The organism is Pseudomonas sp. BJa3, from assembly GCF_026343815.1.
GTDB lineage: Bacteria > Pseudomonadota > Gammaproteobacteria > Pseudomonadales > Pseudomonadaceae > Aquipseudomonas > Aquipseudomonas soli.
The window spans coordinates 32,994-51,546 of the sequence record NZ_JAOXMC010000008.1 but is presented as its reverse complement, the minus strand read 5'-3'; the positions used below and the strand labels follow the sequence as shown (position 1 = coordinate 51,546).

The window sequence follows — 18,553 nt, the reverse complement described above, 5'->3', positions numbered from 1 at the left end:
TCATCGATGGCCAACTCCGACGAGCAGTCCAACCGCACCAACAGCGTCGCCGCCGCCATCAACCAGCTCGGCGCCGCTGCCCAGGAGATCGCCGGCAATGCCGCCCAGGCCTCGCAGCACGCCAGTTCCGCTCGTCTGCTGGCAGAGGAAGGCCAGCAGGTGGTGCAGCGCAACATCGATGCGATGAACCGTCTCTCGGACCTGATCGTCACCTCCAGTGAGCATATCGAGACGCTGAACAACAAGACCGTGAACATCGGCCAGATCCTCGAGGTGATCACCAGCATTTCCCAGCAAACCAACCTGCTTGCCCTCAACGCCGCCATCGAGGCTGCCCGCGCTGGCGAGGCCGGCCGTGGTTTCGCCGTGGTCGCCGACGAGGTACGCAACCTGGCGCACCGCACCCAGGAGTCGGCGCAACAGGTGCAGACCATGATCGAGGAGCTGCAGGTCGGCGCCCGCGAGTCGGTGGACACCATGGGCCAGAGCCAGCGCCACAGCCAGGACAGCATGGACATCGCCAATCAGGCCGGTGAGCGCCTGGGCAGCGTCACCCAGCGCATCGGCGAGATCGACGGCATGAACCAGTCGGTGGCCACCGCGACCGAAGAACAGACTGCCGTGGTCGATTCGATCAACATGGACATCAACGAGATCAACATGCTCAATCAGGAAGGCGTCGAGAACCTGCAGGCCACCCTGCGCGCCTGTTCGGACCTGGAGCAGCAGGCCGGTCGCCTCAAACATCTGGTCGGCAGCTTCCGCATCTGACCCTTCACCCGCTCCCACCCTGCGTGGGAGCGGGCCCAGCCAAACCCTGATCGAACAAACTATCCTCCAAGAAGGTCAACCCTAAGGCGCGTCATCGCCGGCCCTTTACCGCCTGATGACACACCGAGGACGATCCCGGAGGGATGCTGATCGTGCACATCGCCGACATCACCATGTTCTATGCCCCAGCCAGCGGCGGCGTACGAACCTATCTTGATGCCAAACATCGCCGTCTAGACGCCATGCCTGGCGTTCGCCACAGCCTGTTGATTCCTGGCGCCAGCGCCAGCCAGGTCAACGGCGTCTACCATGTTCCAGCGCCGCCCCTGCCATTCGGCAACGGCTACCGTTTCCCGGTGCGTCTGGCCCCCTGGTGCAAGGAACTGCGTCGTCTGCAACCCGACCTGATCGAAGTTGGCGATCCCTACCTCACCGCCTGGGCGGCCCTGGAGGCACGGCGCCAGCTTGATGTGCCGGTGATCGGCTTCTATCACTCCGACCTGCCACTACTGGTGAGCAATCGCATGGGCAGTTGGTTCACCCCCAATGTAGAGGCCTACGTCAGCAAACTCTATGGACATTTCGACCGGGTACTGGCGCCCAGCCAAGTGATGGCCGACAAGCTGCGCAGGCTGGGTGTCGAGAATGTCCATGTGCAGCGGCTAGGGGTAGATTTGGTGCAATTTCACCCCGACAAGCACGACCCAGGCCTGCGCCGTGAACTGGGCATCGCTGATAATAGTCGCCTGCTGGTCTTCGCCGGCCGCGGTTCGCGGGAAAAGAACCTGCCGGTGCTGCTGGACTGCATGCAGCTGCTCGGACAGCCTTACCACCTGCTTCTGGTCGGTTCGAACATGCCGGCCGGGGTGCCAGGCAATGTCAGCGTGATCGACCACTTCTGCCCACCCGACGAGGTCGCCCGGCTTCTGGCCAGCGCCGACCTGCTGGTACATGCCGGCGATCAGGAAACCTTCGGCCTGGTGATTCTCGAGGCCATGGCCAGTGGGACACCGGTAGTGGCTGTGCGCGCCGGCGCCTTCGGCGAGATCGTCGGCGAGCAGTGCGGCCGCCTGTGCCTGCCCAACGATGGCAGGGCCATGGCCAATGCCGTGCGCGAGATCTTCGACAGCGGCGTGCGCGCGCTTGGCAGCCAGGCGCGTCAACACGTGGAGCGTCATTACAGCTGGGACAACGTTGTCAATGGCCTGCTTCAGCACTATCAGGCAGTGCTCGGCCATTCGCTGCCGGTACGCGCCCATGGCTGAGACCCTATTGGCCAACCGCAGCCTGATGCTGGTGCTACACGATGTGGCGCCGGAAACCTGGCCGGATTACCAACCCTTCGTCCAGGCGATCGACGACATGGGTGGCGTGCCCATGACCTGGCTGGTAGTTCCGGACTTCCACCATCGCAACCCACTCACGCGTTCGCCCGAGTTTTGCCGCCTGCTCGAACGGCGCTTGGCTCGTGGTGACGAACTGGCCCTGCACGGCTACTATCATGCCGACGACGGTCCTCCGCCACGCGGGCCGCGCGAATACGTCGAGCGCCGAATCTACACCCACGAAGGCGAGTTTCACAGCCTGGACCAGGCCAGCGCACTACAGCGCCTGCAAGCCGGGCTGACGCTGTTCGGGCAACAGGGCTGGCCAGTGGCAGGCTTCGTCGCCCCTGCCTGGCTGATGAGCGAAGGCACGCGCGCGGCGCTGCGCCAACTGCCGCTACGCTACACCAGCACGCCAAGGCACCTGTACCGGCTACCCGATTTCACCGCCTTCGCTGCCCCCGGATTGGTATGGAGCGCCCGCAGCGCCTGGCGCCGCGGGCTGTCGAGGGTGGTCAGCGACTGGCAACGCCGACGCTGGCGTGAGGCCGACACCCTGCGACTAGGCCTGCATCCGGTCGACATGCGACACTCCAGCGCGCGCAACTACTGGCTCCAGACCCTGCGGCAACTGCTGGAGCAAGGCCGTGAGCCACTGACCAAGTCGGCCTGGCTGGAGCGCCAGGCCACCCCATGACCCGCCTGGGCTGGCTCGGCCTGGCATTGCTGCTGGCGGTGCTGGTGCCCGCCTTGCTTGGTGGCAGCGAGCTGCTCCCCCGGCTCCAGTCTTTCGCACCCGGGCTGATGATGTTGCTGCTCGGCATGATCCTGCTGTGTTGGGCGATCAATGCCATCCGCCTGCGCCTGCTGCTCGGCGAGCAAGGCGCCCAGGTGGGCCGGATGCGTAGCCTTGGGGTGATCATCGCCACCGAGTTCGCCATCTGCACCACCCCCGGGGGCACCGGCGGCCCGCTTACCCTGATGACGTTGCTGGCACGCGAGCGTATTGCTCCATCACGGAGCGGCGCGGTGTTCGCCATGGACCAGTTGAACGACCTCTTGTTCTTCTTCTGCGCCATGCTGGCGATCGCCGCCTATGCCCTGTTCCATCGTCTTGGCCAGAGCCAGGCACACATGTTGATGGGCAGCGCCTTGCTGCTGTGTATCGCCTTGACCGTGATCGTCCTGCTGGTGCGCTATCGGCACGCGGTGATGCGTGGCAATGGCCGGCTGCTGCGCCGCTTGGGCGTGACATCGCAACGCAGGCTGCGCTGGGCGCGCAAGGTACTGCGCTTTGCCCATGCCCTGGCGGATACCTTGCGCATGCCACGGCGCAGGCTGGCGGCGGTGTTCTTCCTCACTTGCGCGCACTGGTGCCTGCGCTACAGCGTGCTCTATCTGGTGCTGCGGGGGTTGGGCGTCGACCTGGCGTGGATTCCGAGCTTCCTGGTGCAGATGCTGTCGCTCAGTGCAGGGCAGTTCAGCCTGCTGCCGGGCGGCGCGGGCGCGGCGGAGCTGACCTCGGCGGCCTTGCTGTCACCGCTGGTAGGAAGCTCGACGGCAGCCGCGGCGATCCTCATTTGGCGCGCGGTTACCTACTACTTTTACCTGCTGGCCGGGGGGCCGGTATTCCTTTATCTGCTGGCGCGTCCACTGCTGGATCGTCGGCGCCGACAGGCGGATTGAGCCGCCTCCAGAGTTCGGCGGCACCCGCGAACTCGGTGCCGTCATCATCGCTCAACGCTTCGGGATCGAAACGGGCCAGGCAGCCCTCGCCCAAGGTTGGTGGCGCCGAAGCGCCGGCCTTGTCACGTGGATCCGCCATTTGCCGGCCCCGTGTCAGTTGAACACAACAGTCTTGTTGCCGTGCACCAGCACGCGGTCTTCCAGGTGATAACGCAGGCCACGGGCCAGGACCATTTTCTCCACGTCACGACCGAAGCGGACCATGTCCTCGATGCTGTCGGCATGGCTGACACGCACCACATCCTGCTCAATGATGGGGCCTGCGTCCAGCTCCTCGGTCACGTAGTGGCAGGTCGCGCCGATCAGTTTCACGCCACGCAACGCCGCCTGGTGATAAGGCTTGGCGCCCACGAACGACGGCAGGAAGCTATGGTGGATGTTGATGACTTTTTCCGCATATGCCTGGCACAGCTGCGGTGGCAGGATCTGCATGTAGCGCGCCAGCACCACGGCATCGGCGCCGTATTCCTCGACCAGGCGCGATACCTCGGCGAATGCCGGCTGCTTGTCCTTCGGGTCGACCGGTACATGGTGGAACGGAATGCCATGCCATTCGACCATGCTTCGCAGGTCATCATGGTTGGAGATAACGCAGGGGATCTCGCAGTCAAGCTCGTCGGTATGCCAACGGTGCAGCAGGTCTGCCAGGCAATGTGACTCACGGCTGGCCATGAGCACCACACGTTTCTTCTGTGCCGAATCGGTGATCCGCCAGGTCATCGAAAATTCTTCGGCGATCGGGGCAAATGCCTCGCGGAAGGCCTCTATACCGAAAGGGAGAGATTCGGCACGGATCTCATGACGCATGAAGAACCAACCGCTCTGTTCATCGGAATGGTGGCTGGCTTCATTGATCCAGCCATTGTAAAGGGCCAGGAAATTACTGACTTTTGCCACGATGCCGACACGGTCGGGGCAGGCAATCACCAGTCGATAGGTGCGCATGAGGGAGACTCCAGAACTTCGCAAAGGCGCATATTCTAGCGACCTGGCGAGAAAAACGCAGTAAGCATCTTTACCTGAGCGGCTTGGCCGGGAGGCTTGATCGCGCAGGTCCAATTGCTATTTCCCAAGGGCAAATCGGCATTGGCTCAAGAAAATTGTAAATTTTTCTTAACCTAACGTCAGGGAAGTCGTGCCCTACTATTAATTGAGTCTTGAATTTTAAATTGTTTACTTGAGAGTTTCGTCTGTCTATTATTGCCCTACTGTCTCTCTCCGAACATGCATTAAGGAACACATCATGTCCCTGATCAACGAGTACCGCGCCACCGAAGAAGCTATCAAGGAACTCCAGGCCCGTCTGGCCAATCTGTCGCAGGACGGCAAACTGCAAAAAGAGCTGGAGTTCGAGAAGAAGCTGCGCGAACTGATGGCCGAAAATGGCAAATCGCTACGTGACGTGATCGCGCTGCTCGATCCGGAAAGCAAACTGAGCAAGACGCCACGTGGCGCAGTTAAGACCACCAGCACCAAACGTGCGCGCAAGGTCAAGCAATACAAGAACCCGCACAACGGCGAGGTAATTGAAACCAAGGGTGGCAACCACAAGACCCTGAAAGAGTGGAAAGCCAAGTGGGGCGGCGACGTCGTCGAAAGCTGGGCCACACTGCTGGACTGATAAGCTTGACCCGCGTACTGGCTTGAACATGAAAACGCCGGCATTCGCCGGCGTTTTTGTTTATCTGCACATTTCAAAGCAGATATTGCACTTTCAGTTGTCGGATATGACCCTGCCAGGCTTCCAGTACCTGGCGCCCCGCCTCGCTGGCGTCTGCCAGGCTGGCTTGGCATGCCTGCTCGAAATTGGCCAGGGTGTTCGGCGCACCAAAGGCAGGGTTTGTAAGACGTTGCTGACAGAACTCATGCCACCGTGCACGCTCTTGTTCATCAAGGGTTTCGGAAAAGTTTCGCGCCCGATAGCGGAACAACAATTCCGGCATGCGCGGATCATCGAACATCCACTGCCCCTTGGCCAATTGCGCCGGATCGGTACACCGCACTTGTTCGCTCAGCCGTTTGTCCCGTTCACCGAGGAAACCGTCATACAACTGTTGCTCCGGATCTTCGCTGGAAGCAAAGCCCTCTTCCTGATAGATGATGTCCAGCTTGTCTCGCCAGGTCATCTGCTGATTGGCCAACTGCTCCGCCCGTGCCTGCAACACCGACAATTCAAGCCCCAACCGTTGTTGATCGGCTGGGCGCAGTACCGATAGCGGCGCCAGCACCGGGCAGCGATTGATATGTACCAACTTCAGCGGTACCGGTAGTTCGCCCTGGGCCATGTCTTCATGCCGCGTGTACAAACGCTGACGCAATGCTTGCGCACTCTCCTGGAGCAGAGGCGAATTATCCTGTTGCAAGTCGCAGACTATCAGCGCGTTGCGATTACGCGGGTGCCAGGCCAATGGCAGCACCACACCGATATAATTGCGCTGCGCCGAGAAACGTCCGGATACATGTACCAGGGGCTGCAATAGGCGGATCTGCTCCATGACCTTATGCTTGCTGCGCAACTGGAACAACCAGTCATACAATCTGGGCTGTCGGTCACGAATCAACCGGGCCAGGGCAATGGTCGCCCGCACGTCGGAAAGCGCTTCGTGGGCATGGCCATGATCGATGCCATTGACCTTGCTCAACAGCTCCAGGCGCAAGCTGGTGCGCCCATCCTGCTGTGGCCAGACGATGCCCTCCGGGCGCAGCGCATAGGCCGTACGCACCACATCGATCAAGTCCCAGCGGCTGTTGCCACCCTGCCATTCACGGGCATAGGGGTCGAAGAAGTTGCGGTAGAGGCTATAGCGGGTGACCTCATCATCGAAGCGCAACGTATTGTAGCCGGCGCCACAAGTGCCGGGCCGGGCCAGCTGCTCATGGATCAGCGTCATGAATTCGGCCTCGCACAGCCCCTGGCTGGCCAACTGCTGCGGCGTGATGCCGGTCACCAGGCAGGCCGCTGGGTGCGGCAGGATATCGTCGGAGGGACGGCAATAGACGCTGATAGGCGCCTCGATCTCGTTGAGGTCGAGGTCGGTGCGAACGCCGGCCACCTGCAGTGGGCGGTCGCAGCGTGGATTGATGCCGGTGGTTTCGTAGTCGTGCCAGAAGATGCTGGAGCTCACGGGGTCGTCCTGTAACAAGGTCGACCAGAGTCTAACGGCACGCGTGAGGGCTGGGCCAGCCTCACGCGGAGGCGTTCATCGGCCGGAAGCTGAAGAAGTCGCGCAGGGAGCGGACGAACTCATCATATTCCTGAGGGGCCTGCAGCAGCATGAAGCCGGCATCAAAATGTCCGGGCGTTTCGTCTTCACGACACCACAGGCAACTGGCAGTGAGGTTGATGAACTGCAGGCCACCGCCGGCCAGGGGAACCCGCAATTGCAGCTCGAAGTCCGGCCCCACCAGCACCGGCAACTGGCTGATCAACATCAGGCCGTCTTCCGAGGCATTGCCCAGATAGCCGATTTGCTGGTCGGTGCAGCGGTTGAAGACCTTGAGCACGCAAGGCAGCTGGTGACGTTGTATGTGTCGCTCGATAAACATGATCGCAGTGAAGTCCTGTACCTGGAGCCAGGAAGACAAGGTACTGGCGATGATCGTTACAACTCTCCAACAGATTAGCCCAGTCCGACGGACGGACTACATGAAATCATCGACACCTTGGGATTAACGCCAAGGTGTAGTGTTCACCGGACTGGCCACCGCCGCTTCGCTGCCGCGCAGGTGGCCGAGCTTCTCCAGTGTCTGCAGGCGTGCCTGGGCGCGGTAGGCGTATTCATTGCGCGGGTACTGCTGGATCAGGTACTGGTAGGTCTGCGCCGCGTCGACGTAGAGCTTCTGGCGTTCAAGGCACTGGCCACGCAGCAGCGACACTTCCGGGTGAATGAACGGCCGGGCACGGCTGGTACGGTCGACCTGCGACAGCTCGAGCATCACCTTCGCGCAATCGCCACGGTCATAGGCGCGATAGGCATTGTTGAGGTGGTGGTCCATGGACCAGCGGGTGCAGCCGACGACACTGGCCGCCATGGTCAAAACGATCAGGGTGCGCATGGAAATTCTCCTTTGATGGGCACTGTATCGGCCTTTCACGACAAATCTTCACCGGCTTTTGCAAGCATATCGCGACCGGTCAAACGCCATACTCGCAACCGTGCAGGTAGTGCAACGGAACAATGACTACAACGCAATTGAGGAGTAGCCTTTCGCTGCGCTTCACTATAGGAGTCTGTGCATGACCATCCGCCGTACCAAAATCGTCGCCACCCTTGGCCCCGCCAGCAATTCGCCGGAAGTGATCGAACAGCTGATCCTCGCCGGCCTGGACGTGGCACGCCTGAACTTCTCCCACGGCACCCCGGACGAGCACAAGGCCCGCGCCCGCCTGATCCGTGACATCGCCGCCAAGAACGGCCGCCATGTCGCGCTGCTGGGCGACCTGCAGGGTCCGAAGATCCGCATCGCCAAATTCGCCAACAAGCGCATCGAACTGAAAGTCGGTGACAAGTTCACCTTCTCCACCGCTCACCCGCTGACCGACGGCAACCAGGATATCGTCGGCATCGACTACCCCGACCTGGTCAAGGACTGCGGCGTCGGTGACGAGCTGCTGCTCGACGACGGCCGCGTGGTCATGCGCGTCGAAACGGCCACCGCAGATGCCCTGCACTGCGTGGTGATCATCGGCGGCCCGCTGTCGGACCACAAAGGCATCAACCGCAAAGGTGGCGGCCTGACCGCACCGGCCCTGACCGAGAAGGACAAGGCCGACATCAAGCTGGCCGCGGAAATGGACCTGGACTACCTGGCCGTGTCGTTCCCGCGCGACGCCAGCGACATGGAATACGCCCGCAAGCTGCGTGACGAAGCCGGCGGCAGCGCCTGGCTGGTGGCCAAGATCGAACGCGCCGAAGCAGTGGCCGACGACGAGACCCTTGACCAACTGATTCTCGCCTCCGACGCGGTCATGGTGGCCCGAGGCGACCTGGGCGTGGAAATCGGCGATGCCGAGCTGATCGCGATCCAGAAGAAGATCATCCAGCACGCCCGCCGCAATAACAAGGCGGTGATCGTGGCGACCCAGATGATGGAGTCGATGATCCAGAACCCGATGCCGACCCGCGCCGAAGTGTCGGACGTGGCCAACGCCGTGCTCGACAACACCGACGCGGTGATGCTTTCGGCCGAGAGCGCCGCCGGCAGCTACCCGATCGAGGCGGTCCAGGCCATGGCCCGTATCTGCTCGGGCGCCGAGAAGCACCCGACCAGCCAGAAGTCCAGCCACCGCCTGCACACCACCTTCGAACGCTGCGACGAGAGCATCGCCCTGGCGGCCATGTATACCGCCAACCACTTCCCCGGCGTCAAGGCGATCATCGCCCTCACCGAAAGTGGCTATACCCCGCTGATCATGTCGCGCCTGCGTTCGCACGTGCCGATCTTCGCCCTGTCGCCGCACCGCGCCACCCAGGCCCGTGCCAACATGTTCCGCGGCGTCTACCCGATCGCCTTCGACCCGGCGTCGCTGCCGGCCGACAAGGTCAGCCAGGCGGCCGTCGACGAGCTGCTCAAGCGCGGCCTGGTGGAGCAAGGCGACTGGGTCATCCTGACCAAGGGTGACAGCTACCACACCATCGGTGGCACCAACGGCATGAAGATCCTGCATGTCGGTGATCCGCTGGTCGGCTGATCTGGCGTTAAAACGCTATCGCGGGGCAAGCCCGCTCCCACGCATCAGGTATCACCTGCGTGGGAGTAGGCTTGCCCCGCGATTTTTCAATGCCTAGGCATGCTCGGTGAACACATCCGCCAACACCTGATTCCGCGGTACCCCGGCAATGAACAGGCGCCGGGCGAACCGTTCGACACTTGTCGGCGCCCCGCACAGCAATGCCATGGTCTGGCGCGACGGCAGGCGCAAACCGGCCAGCGCCTCATCCAACTGCTCGACCAGCACCAACTCCACCTTCACCCCGTCCACCGCCTGCAATGCCTCCGCCAAGTAGTGCCCGGCTGGCGTGCGCGCCACATGCAGCAGCCGAATTTCGCCGTGATGCCCCTGACGCAGGGCCTCGCGCAGGATACCCCACAAGGGCGCCAGCCCGGTGCCCGCCGCCAGCAGCCACAAAGGCCGCGCCTGCCAGTCAGGGTCGTAGTGCAGTGCACCGCCGCGCAGCTCACCCAGCCTCAGCGCATCGCCTACGTGCAACTGCCGGGCCCTGTCGCAAAACGCGCCGGGGCGGCTGCAATCCAGGTGAAACTCCAGCGCCTCATTCTCTGCCGGCAGGCTCGCCAGCGAGTAGGGGCGGGCCACATCGCCGCACCACAGCACCAGATGCTGGCCAGCCTGGTAGCGTAGCGTCCGGCCTGGGCGCAGACGCAGGCGCAGCACGTCGCCGAACCAATCCAGTGCAACCACCGTGGCTGGCAGGCCATCCTGCAGCGGATCGAACAGCGCCACCCGCAAGTCGCTGGCCACCGAGCACTGGCAGGCCAGGCGCCAGCCCTCGTCGCGCTGGGCCGCACTCAGGGCCTCGGGCCTGGCATCCTCGGGCTGGCCATCGAGGCAACGTACCAGGCAGGCGTGGCAGCTGCCGGCGCGGCAGCTGTAGGGCACATCCAGGCCTGCCTCGTTGAGGGCATCCAGTAGATTGCTGCCGCTTGGCACTGCCCATTGGCGCTCGCCCACGCAAAGTTCGGGCATGGTCAGGTTTCTCATTCGATTCAAGGTTTTCCAGGGGCGCTTTGCGCCCCATTGCCGGCGAAACGCTCCCGATACAACAGCATCGCATGTCATCAGCAAAAAGGATGCCCCTTCCCTGCCGACCTTGGTCCAGACCACGTGCAGGTGTTTCCGCAGGCGGGGCACGGTATACTGCCGCGCCTTTTTTGTGCCGGCCCGACCAGCCGGCGCCTTGCCAGGCGTTCCTGACATACAGGTGTGCACTGTCGGAATGCCTTTTCGAATGTTCCCGTCTTTAAGAGGAGCGCGCTGCATGACCGTGATCAAGCAAGACGACCTGATTCAGAGCGTCGCCGACGCCCTGCAATTCATTTCGTACTACCACCCCGTCGACTTCATCCAGGCGATGCACGAGGCCTACCTGCGTGAAGAGTCGCCTGCCGCGCGTGACTCGATCGCCCAGATCCTGATCAACTCGCGCATGTGCGCCACCGGCCACCGCCCAATCTGCCAGGACACCGGCATCGTCACCGTATTCGTGCGCGTCGGCATGGACGTGCGCTGGGACGGCGCCACCCTGAGCGTCGACGACATGATCAACGAAGGTGTGCGCCGCGCCTATAACCTGCCCGAGAACGTCCTGCGCGCCTCGATCCTGGCCGACCCGGCCGGTGCCCGCAAGAACACCAAGGACAACACGCCGGCAGTGATCCACTACTCCATCGTCCCGGGCGACAAGGTCGAGGTCGATGTCGCAGCCAAGGGCGGCGGCTCGGAGAACAAGTCGAAGATGGCCATGCTCAACCCCTCCGACTCGATCGTCGACTGGGTGCTCAAGACCGTGCCGACCATGGGCGCTGGCTGGTGCCCGCCCGGCATGCTCGGCATCGGCATCGGCGGCACCGCCGAGAAGGCCGCGGTGATGGCCAAGGAAGTGTTGATGGAATCCATCGACATCCATGAGCTGAAAGCCCGTGGCCCGCAAAATCGCATCGAAGAGATCCGTCTGGAGCTGTTCGACAAGGTCAACCAGTTGGGTATCGGCGCCCAAGGTCTCGGCGGCCTGACCACCGTGCTCGACGTCAAGATCATGGACTACCCAACCCACGCCGCCTCCTTGCCGGTGTGCATGATCCCCAACTGCGCCGCGACCCGTCACGCCCACTTCGTGCTCGACGGCTCCGGCCCTGCCGAGCTGGAAGCGCCGTCGCTGGACGCTTACCCGGAAATCGTCTGGGAAGCCGGCCCAAGTGCTCGCCGCGTGAACCTCGACGAGATCACTCCGGAAGAGGTTGCCAGCTGGCAGCCCGGCGAGACCATCCTGCTCAACGGCAAGATGCTCACCGGCCGCGACGCCGCGCACAAGCGCATGGTCGAGATGCTCAACCGTGGCGAAGAGCTGCCTGTGGACCTCAAAGGCCGCTTCATCTACTACGTCGGCCCGGTCGACCCGGTCGGTGACGAAGTAGTCGGCCCGGCAGGCCCGACCACCGCCACGCGGATGGACAAGTTCACCCGCCAGATCCTCGAACAGACCGGCCTGCTGGGCATGATCGGCAAGTCCGAACGTGGCCCGACCGCCATCGAGGCGATCAAGGACAACAAGGCCGTGTACCTGATGGCCGTCGGCGGCGCCGCCTACCTGGTGGCCCAGGCCATCCGCAAGTCGAAGGTCCTGGCCTTCGCCGAGCTGGGTATGGAAGCGATCTACGAGTTCGAAGTGAAGGACATGCCGGTCACCGTCGCGGTGGACAGCAAGGGTGAATCGGTGCACATCACCGGCCCTGCGCTGTGGCAGAGCAAGATCGCCGAAAGCCTGGCGGTGGAAGTGAAGTAACGTCTACACCGCAGTAGGAAACAAGCCGCTCCCTTGAGGAGCGGTTTTTTTTGCTCGCAAGAAATTGATGCTGGCTCCTACAGCCAGCAATATGTACTGCTCTCAAAGCGTAATTTCCGACTCAAATGAGGCCTCATCTCCTGCAGAGGCAGACCTCATGAGCAACACCGTAAAAGCCAATCAATGGCTACGCCGTTTCCAACTGGATATCACCTCCAACTCCCGTCGCGTTTATGCCAATGGCCGCCAACAGGTGGAGATCACAGTCACACTTGAACCTCGGAACGGCCAGACCATCTCTCGAGAAAGTCTCAACTCGCTAACCCTGGTCCAGATCGATGACGAAGGCAATCCTCGAGTACTGGATCATCCGGACCTGTACGCGCATACGCAGCGCGACGAGCGATTCGTCTACCATAACGCCAGCGGCAGCGCACCCAGCTCGCTGATGGCGTCATCCTCCAACGCCATTCACCGACGTTTCTATGTGTCGTCGAAGCGTCCTGGAGGCACGCTCAGCCAAATCCACGCGGCGATCTGGATGGATGAAGATCATCTCTTCGTCACCAATGCCGAACCCTTCAAGTCGTCGGTCGTTATTGAGTCAATTGCGCCTGTGCCGGCCCACAAAGACCTCTTCCAACTGAGCGTCGAGTCCCCCCTCAAGTACAAGCTCCCGAGCTTGAACCTGAATTACTGGGATGATGAGTTCGAAGAAACCGCCGGTTACTTCGGATTTACCGATCCGAGAACCGTGATGGTCGAAAGCCGGGCACTGGCCACTCCGGCCTCTCACGCCATCTATGAAATGAACGCTTGGGCTCACGCATTGATCTCGTTCCAGCTCACCAATGACTACAGCCAGCACCGCAAGGTAACAGTCTATGAGGTAGGCCAGCCATTCACGGTGAAATCTCCAGACTCAGACCGAGCCTATCACCAGCGTCCTGGCCACATGCTGATTCATCTGTACGCCAGGCGCTTCTATAACCGCCACTACAGCAGTTCCGAGTCGAGGCGCAGTATCTGGAACGTGATCGACCAGCATGGCAACGCCTATGAAGTCGAGTTCTCTGTCGCAGAAGCAGGCAAACATGTGTCCTTCACGGTAAACGCGAACAACGCCTGACCTTCCCAGAAAATCGGTGTCCATCGAAAGGGTACCGATCTCTCCCCTGCGCCAGGAAACACCTGATGTCTTCGATACATACCCAAGCCAGTAATTTTCTGGGCTTCATGAAAACCGGCGTGGACAACCGTACCGGCCAGTTCACCCTCGCGGTCTCCCTGCCGCTCCCTCCCGCCAACCAGCTGAGTGGACCGGCGCTCTCGGTCACCCTGGCCTTCAGCGTGCTGGGTTCAAGTATCAACAAAGGCTACGGACTAGGTTGGACCATTGGGCTGTCCGAGCTCGACCGGAACACCCTGAGGCTCGCCTCCGGCGAGCAGTACGCCATTGATCAGGATGCTTCCACATTCGCACCCGACACGCCGTTGACCTTCACCGATCAAAAACTCCCGACGCTGCGGGTCACTCCACAACACAACGGCGATTTCCGGGTAGACAAGAAGTCCGGAGAGTGCGAAATCCTGCGTGAGCAGGAAGACAGTGGGCGCTATCTGGTTGAGGAAATGCACTCCCCGGAGGGCCATCGCCTGTTCATCGACTGGGCCCCCTACGGCAATGACGACCATTTCATTCTCCAGCGGATCCGTGATGAACAGCGCGCGCTGCTGAATGTGGATCAGCTGGAGGATGAAGTCCATCTCATCGTCAACCCGGATACCTCACAAGCGCTCAAGTTGCGCCTGGCGCTGAGCAATGACCGACTCAGCGAAATCCACGTGCCTGGCATCCAGCGTCCCTTCGTAATCGAGTACGACGACCTGCTCCTGGACAATGGCGCTCGCCTGCTGCTGCCCACCACCGTGGACAGCCCGCTGGGTGCCCATGACATCGTCAAGTGGGCGACCGGGGCCGACGGCCATCAGTTGCCGGCCAACGCACCGTTTTCCCACCTGCCGCGGGTCGAATCATGGACCCACAGCGCCGGCACCCCCGACACCGAACGGATGCACCACTACCGATGGGTCGGCACGGCCAATTTCCTTGGCTTCGGCAGCGCCCAGGCGTTTTCCTGGGAGCACGGACGGGACAACCTCTACCAGGTCGAAAGCGACTACCAGTACGAAGTGGTCGAAACGGTCAGCGATGCGCAGGGCACGCCCCTGGATACCATCACCCGCACCTGGAACCGCTTTCATCTGCCCCTCCTGGAAAGCTCGAGACGAGGCGATTGCGAGATCAGCACGCATACCCGCTATGGTATCGATCCTGGCAAAACCTGGGAGGAGCAATCCAGTACCTGCCAGCTCCCCCATCAGGTCTCGACCACTTACACGGACCATCGCCGCCCTGGGGCCATTCGCACCGAAACGACGCTTTATCAGTACGATAACTACGGCAACATCACCCAGGTCGACTACCCAACCGGGATCTGTGAAATCAATTGCTACTATCCCGCCGAAGGGGGAGAAGGTTGCCCAGCGGATCCCCTGGGGATGGTGCGCTTTGTGCGCAAGAAAACTATTCGGCCAGCCAAAGCTGATGGCTCAGCTCCGGTGTTGAGCAGCACGTACACCTATGCGCCACTTCCTTCACGGGTGGTCGATGCCCCTGCGCATATCGTGGTCGAGCGTGAACAGTTCCTTGACGAGTTGGACAGCCGCACGCTGGAGGAGACCCGCCACACCTATTTCCATCAACCTCATACCTGTTACGGGCGAATCCAGCGAAGCGTCACGACCCTCAACGACAAGTCAACCGCTACCGAATACCACTATGGGCAGGCAAACGGCGAACTGCTCTTGCGGACCACGGTGATCGGCTTCGAGAACGACGACGTGAACCGCTCGACCCACGACAGCGCGCAGTCACTGCTCACAGGCCAGACCACTTGGGAACGTAGCGAAAGCGGGGCGCTCACCCGCTACGAGTATGACCAGATTGGCCGTATCGTCCGAACACTCAACTCAGCCGATAGCCCGTACCAGACACAGCGCCTGGTGCGTTACCACCTGGGCGACGCACTGGCGGTGAACCTGCAAGGCTCCAGCGTCCTGCCGCCAATGATGATCGAGCTGGTGGAGGTTACCGGCCAACGCCAGCGTCTGTGGCTCGACGGCGATGGACGTACCCGGCGTATCGAATTGGAAGACCTGGACAACGAGCCCGGCCGCTTCCTTGAAATCATGCATTGCCAATTCGATGCCCTGGGCCGGCAGATACGCCGGACGACCCAGGACTGGTTGTCAAAGGACTCTCCTGGCCCGCTGTCCCTGACTACCATCATTGCCTTCGACGACTGGGGGCAGACCGCCCTGACCATTGACGCCCACGGCATACATGCACACACGCTCCATGACCCAATCACCCGTCGCTGCGAACAATGGCAAGCTGCGGGCGGACTCTGCAGCCCTCGGACCGTGACCCTGAAAAACCTTGCGGGGAGCCCCATCGAACAGCAGCACTACGATTGCAACAACAATCTTGCCCGCACCTTGAAGTGGGTGCGCGATGGCCTGGACAGGGTGGTCGAAGAGCGGCTCAGCGTACCGAACATGTCCACTACCGTTACCCGCTACCGATATGACCACTATTCGCGGGTCATCGAAAAGGTCTTGGAAGATGGCACAACCCTCGCCTGGCACTTCGCGCCCCACAGCGATGGACAGCACCCCGAATTGATTACCACCACCGCCCCTGCGCAGGAGGAACAAGCATGAATGCCATTACCTTGGGCCGGCAGACTTTCGACGGCCTGGGCCGCCAGCGTGCGGTAGAGGTGGCCGGGCGCACCACCCTCTACCACTACCGCCCGGGCCAGTTGCCTCCCTGCGCCAATACGCTTGCCGATGGTCGACGCGTGGACTTCGCCTACGAACCACAACTGAATGACGTACTGCTTTCGTCCAGTACCGAGGGCGGCCACAGCGAACAACTGCACTATCACCCTTGCCTGGGTCAGCCCACCGAGGCCAGTGGTGCCCTGGGGACGCTGAAGTGGAGCTTCTCCCCCGCCGGCTTGCCGCAGCAGGAGTCCTGGGTCATCGATGGCGCCGAGCACATTACCCATTGGCGCACATCGCTAGGTGGCAAGCCACTGGGTTTCGTGGGCGCCAACGGCACCGAACAACAACGCCATTACGATGCCGTCGGCAGGCTCGCGCAAATCATCACAGGCAAGGTCAGTACGCGCATTTCCTATGATGCACTGTCGCGCGTCGCTCAAGCCACCACGCAGGATCAGGATGCCCGCGTGCTGGTCAGGCAACTGAGCTACGATGCCATGGGGCGAGAAGCCAGCAACACCTTCAGCTTGACCGAAAACGGTGCAACTCGAACCTTCACCCAAACCCTCGGCTACAACGCGCTCGATCAGCTCATCCGACGTACTGGCAAGTACGGCCAGCAAGAGGCAGACGAACGCTTCGCCTACGATTCGCGAGGCCGCATGGTGCGCTATACCGCGAACACCAATGCTGCACCGAGGGACCCGTTCGGCAACGCCATCGTCGAGCAACGGTTTGTCTTCAATGAACTCGACGGCTATCGACAGGTCATCAGTCGTTTCAACGACGGCAGCGAAGATATCGCCCAGTTCCACTACGCAGCCGCTGACCCTTGCCGGATCGTGGCGATCGATCATAGCCATTCCAGCTGGCCGGCGCGGATCGAGCTTACCTACGATGCCCACGGGCGCGTCATCGCAGACAGCCTGGGTCGCAAACTAACGTGGGACGCCCACGAACGTCTGCAACGCGTCGAACATGAGGGCAAGACATGCGAGTACCGCTACACCCCGAATGGCCAGCTGCGCGACCGAACGCTCAATGGCTCGCTCAACCGCAGCTTCTTCAGCGGCAGGCAACTGACCCATGAGCACCGGGGGAACACCACGCTTGAGGTGATTGGCGACGGCAGCACGCTGTTCGCCGTGAGCGCGATCACCGAAGGTGTACGCCAGACCACTTTGCTAGGCTGCGACGGCCAAGGCTCGGTGCGCCTCAACGCCGGTGACCAGGTGCGCATGCTGCAATACAGCCCTCACGGCAGCGAACAGGGCAACGACCAGCAACAGCCATTCGGATATGCAGGGGAACGCCGTGAACCCCTGACCGGCTGGTACATCGCCGCAGGCTATCGGCCCTACGACCCATTGCTGATGTGTTTCCTCGCGCCCGACAGCGAAAGCCCGTTCGGTCATGGCGGTATCAATGCCTATACCTATTGTGGCGGCGACCCGGTCAACCGCATCGACCCAGATGGGCACAGCTGGCAGACCTGGGTAATAGCCGGCATTGGTCTGGCGGTCGGAGCCCTGGCCACGGTCGCCAGCTTTGGCGCCGCCGGCGCCGCGCTGGCCGCGGGCGGTATTCTCAGTGCCAGCGGTGCACTGGCCGTGGCGACGGCGACACTCAACATCGTGTCCCTGGGCACGGGAGCGGCAGCCATGGCGATGCAAGTGCAAGGCAAGAATGAGCAAGCCGCCAATGTGCTCGGCTGGATATCGTTAGGCACAGGGTTATCCAGTATTGCCACGGGGGGCTTGACACGGATGGCTGGAAAAAGCGTCAGCACCCTCAAGCGCAGCAATGCACTGAGAAAGCCTGCGGTTCACGCCCCCAAGAATCCTCAGCATCCCATTGACGTCATGTTCAGAAACCCCAGAACCAACCGAGCAGAGGTCGTCTGGTACGACGATGCGTGGGGCAGAGGGATAAAAGCTTTTGAAACACATGGGGGCAAGGACGGTGTCTTGATGAACGCGGCTGGCCAATACGAAGACGCAGCACGCATCGCGCTGCGCGAGATAGCCCCGCGGGTGGCCAACGCCCCAGCAGGCGAGCCCATCGTCCTGCTCGCCTGCTGGGGCGGAAAAAGCGGCGCGGCGCAACGAATCGCCGATGTGCTGCAACGCCCGGTTTATGGTACCGACAAGATCACTTACGTCCCAGGTGTAAGCCGCATGGACAGGCTGGACGTCGGCAATCTCTGGTCCACAGTGCCCATGCAGAAGATCTCCAGATACCGTCGATTGTTCGGTGCCAAAGGTCCGTTCGATTTCGACAGTACCCTGGAACCGGCAACCGGACGAATGTACTTCCCATAATGAGGTTCATGCCGGT

The 18,553-nt window shown here is 61.7% G+C and carries 16 protein-coding genes; 10 read left to right on the top strand and 6 right to left on the bottom strand.

The genetic code is table 11. The features are described 5' to 3' along the window. The first annotated feature begins 6 nt into the window (after window positions 1-6). The 4 genes from OH705_RS29280 (at window position 7) to OH705_RS11580 (ending at window position 3,782) form a co-directional block, all read left to right on the top strand. A complete protein-coding gene (locus tag OH705_RS29280; protein WP_371041571.1) occupies window positions 7-771 on the top strand; it encodes a methyl-accepting chemotaxis protein in 765 nt (254 codons plus the stop codon). 143 nt (window positions 772-914) lie between these two features. Then, complete coding sequence (locus OH705_RS11590; protein ID WP_267302249.1) at window positions 915-2,036, top strand: glycosyltransferase family 4 protein; 1,122 nt, start codon at window positions 915-917, stop codon at window positions 2,034-2,036. Continuing rightward, on the top strand, window positions 2,029-2,793 hold the full coding sequence (locus OH705_RS11585; protein WP_267302248.1) for a DUF2334 domain-containing protein: 765 nt from the start codon (window positions 2,029-2,031) through the stop codon (window positions 2,791-2,793). The genes OH705_RS11590 and OH705_RS11585 overlap by 8 nt, the downstream gene beginning before the upstream one ends. Then, complete coding sequence (locus OH705_RS11580; RefSeq protein ID WP_094010175.1) at window positions 2,790-3,782, top strand: lysylphosphatidylglycerol synthase transmembrane domain-containing protein; 993 nt, start codon at window positions 2,790-2,792, stop codon at window positions 3,780-3,782. Before OH705_RS11585 ends, OH705_RS11580 begins: the two co-directional genes overlap by 4 nt. Here OH705_RS11580 and OH705_RS11575 read toward each other — a convergent pair. Then, window positions 3,688-3,921 (bottom strand): hypothetical protein, encoded by a 234-nt coding sequence (locus tag OH705_RS11575; protein ID WP_081941206.1) that lies wholly within the window; start codon window positions 3,919-3,921, stop codon window positions 3,688-3,690. The genes OH705_RS11580 and OH705_RS11575 overlap by 95 nt on opposite strands. 14 nt (window positions 3,922-3,935) lie before the next feature. Then, entirely contained in the window at window positions 3,936-4,787 is an 852-nt protein-coding gene (purU, locus tag OH705_RS11570; protein ID WP_094010176.1) for a formyltetrahydrofolate deformylase, read from the bottom strand. A gap of 298 nt (window positions 4,788-5,085) precedes the next feature. On the opposite strand from purU, the gene mvaT reads away from it, so the two are divergent. Beyond that, window positions 5,086-5,463: a histone-like nucleoid-structuring protein MvaT gene (gene mvaT, locus OH705_RS11565; RefSeq protein WP_094010177.1), complete on the top strand. Its 378-nt coding sequence runs from the start codon at window positions 5,086-5,088 to the stop codon at window positions 5,461-5,463. Window positions 5,464-5,536: 73 nt separating this feature from the next. Here mvaT and sbcB read toward each other — a convergent pair whose 3' ends face one another. The 3 genes from sbcB to OH705_RS11550 form a co-directional block, all read right to left on the bottom strand. Continuing rightward, a complete protein-coding gene (sbcB, locus tag OH705_RS11560) occupies window positions 5,537-6,967 on the bottom strand; it encodes an exodeoxyribonuclease I (protein WP_094010178.1) in 1,431 nt (476 codons plus the stop codon). Window positions 6,968-7,028: 61 nt separating this feature from the next. Continuing rightward, window positions 7,029-7,388, bottom strand: coding sequence for a PilZ domain-containing protein (locus tag OH705_RS11555; RefSeq protein WP_023631126.1), 360 nt, complete (start codon window positions 7,386-7,388; stop codon window positions 7,029-7,031). Window positions 7,389-7,511: 123 nt separating this feature from the next. Then, window positions 7,512-7,898: a tetratricopeptide repeat protein gene (locus tag OH705_RS11550; protein ID WP_023631127.1), complete on the bottom strand. Its 387-nt coding sequence runs from the start codon at window positions 7,896-7,898 to the stop codon at window positions 7,512-7,514. Between the two features lie 181 nt (window positions 7,899-8,079). On the opposite strand from OH705_RS11550, the gene pyk reads away from it, so the two are divergent. Next, on the top strand, window positions 8,080-9,534 hold the full coding sequence (gene pyk, locus OH705_RS11545) for a pyruvate kinase (RefSeq protein WP_267302247.1): 1,455 nt from the start codon (window positions 8,080-8,082) through the stop codon (window positions 9,532-9,534). A gap of 93 nt (window positions 9,535-9,627) precedes the next feature. Here the strand turns inward: pyk and OH705_RS11540 are convergent, their stop codons facing one another. After that, the gene (locus OH705_RS11540) at window positions 9,628-10,548 is read right to left on the bottom strand and encodes an iron-sulfur-binding ferredoxin reductase (protein WP_267302246.1); all 921 of its coding nucleotides are present in this window, start codon (window positions 10,546-10,548) and stop codon (window positions 9,628-9,630) included. A gap of 292 nt (window positions 10,549-10,840) precedes the next feature. On the opposite strand from OH705_RS11540, the gene OH705_RS11535 reads away from it, so the two are divergent. From OH705_RS11535 to OH705_RS11520, 4 genes are all read left to right on the top strand, one after another. Continuing rightward, the gene (locus OH705_RS11535; protein ID WP_023629003.1) at window positions 10,841-12,364 is read left to right on the top strand and encodes a fumarate hydratase; all 1,524 of its coding nucleotides are present in this window, start codon (window positions 10,841-10,843) and stop codon (window positions 12,362-12,364) included. A gap of 157 nt (window positions 12,365-12,521) precedes the next feature. Then, window positions 12,522-13,493 carry a hypothetical protein gene (locus tag OH705_RS11530; RefSeq protein ID WP_267302245.1) on the top strand — a complete coding sequence of 324 codons (972 nt, stop codon included), beginning with the start codon at window positions 12,522-12,524 and terminating at the stop codon, window positions 13,491-13,493. 65 nt (window positions 13,494-13,558) lie between these two features. Then, a complete protein-coding gene (locus OH705_RS11525; protein ID WP_267302244.1) occupies window positions 13,559-16,150 on the top strand; it encodes a hypothetical protein in 2,592 nt (863 codons plus the stop codon). Further along, entirely contained in the window at window positions 16,147-18,537 is a 2,391-nt protein-coding gene (locus OH705_RS11520) for an RHS repeat-associated core domain-containing protein (protein WP_267302243.1), read from the top strand. The genes OH705_RS11525 and OH705_RS11520 overlap by 4 nt, the downstream gene beginning before the upstream one ends. Window positions 18,538-18,553 lie beyond the last annotated feature (16 nt).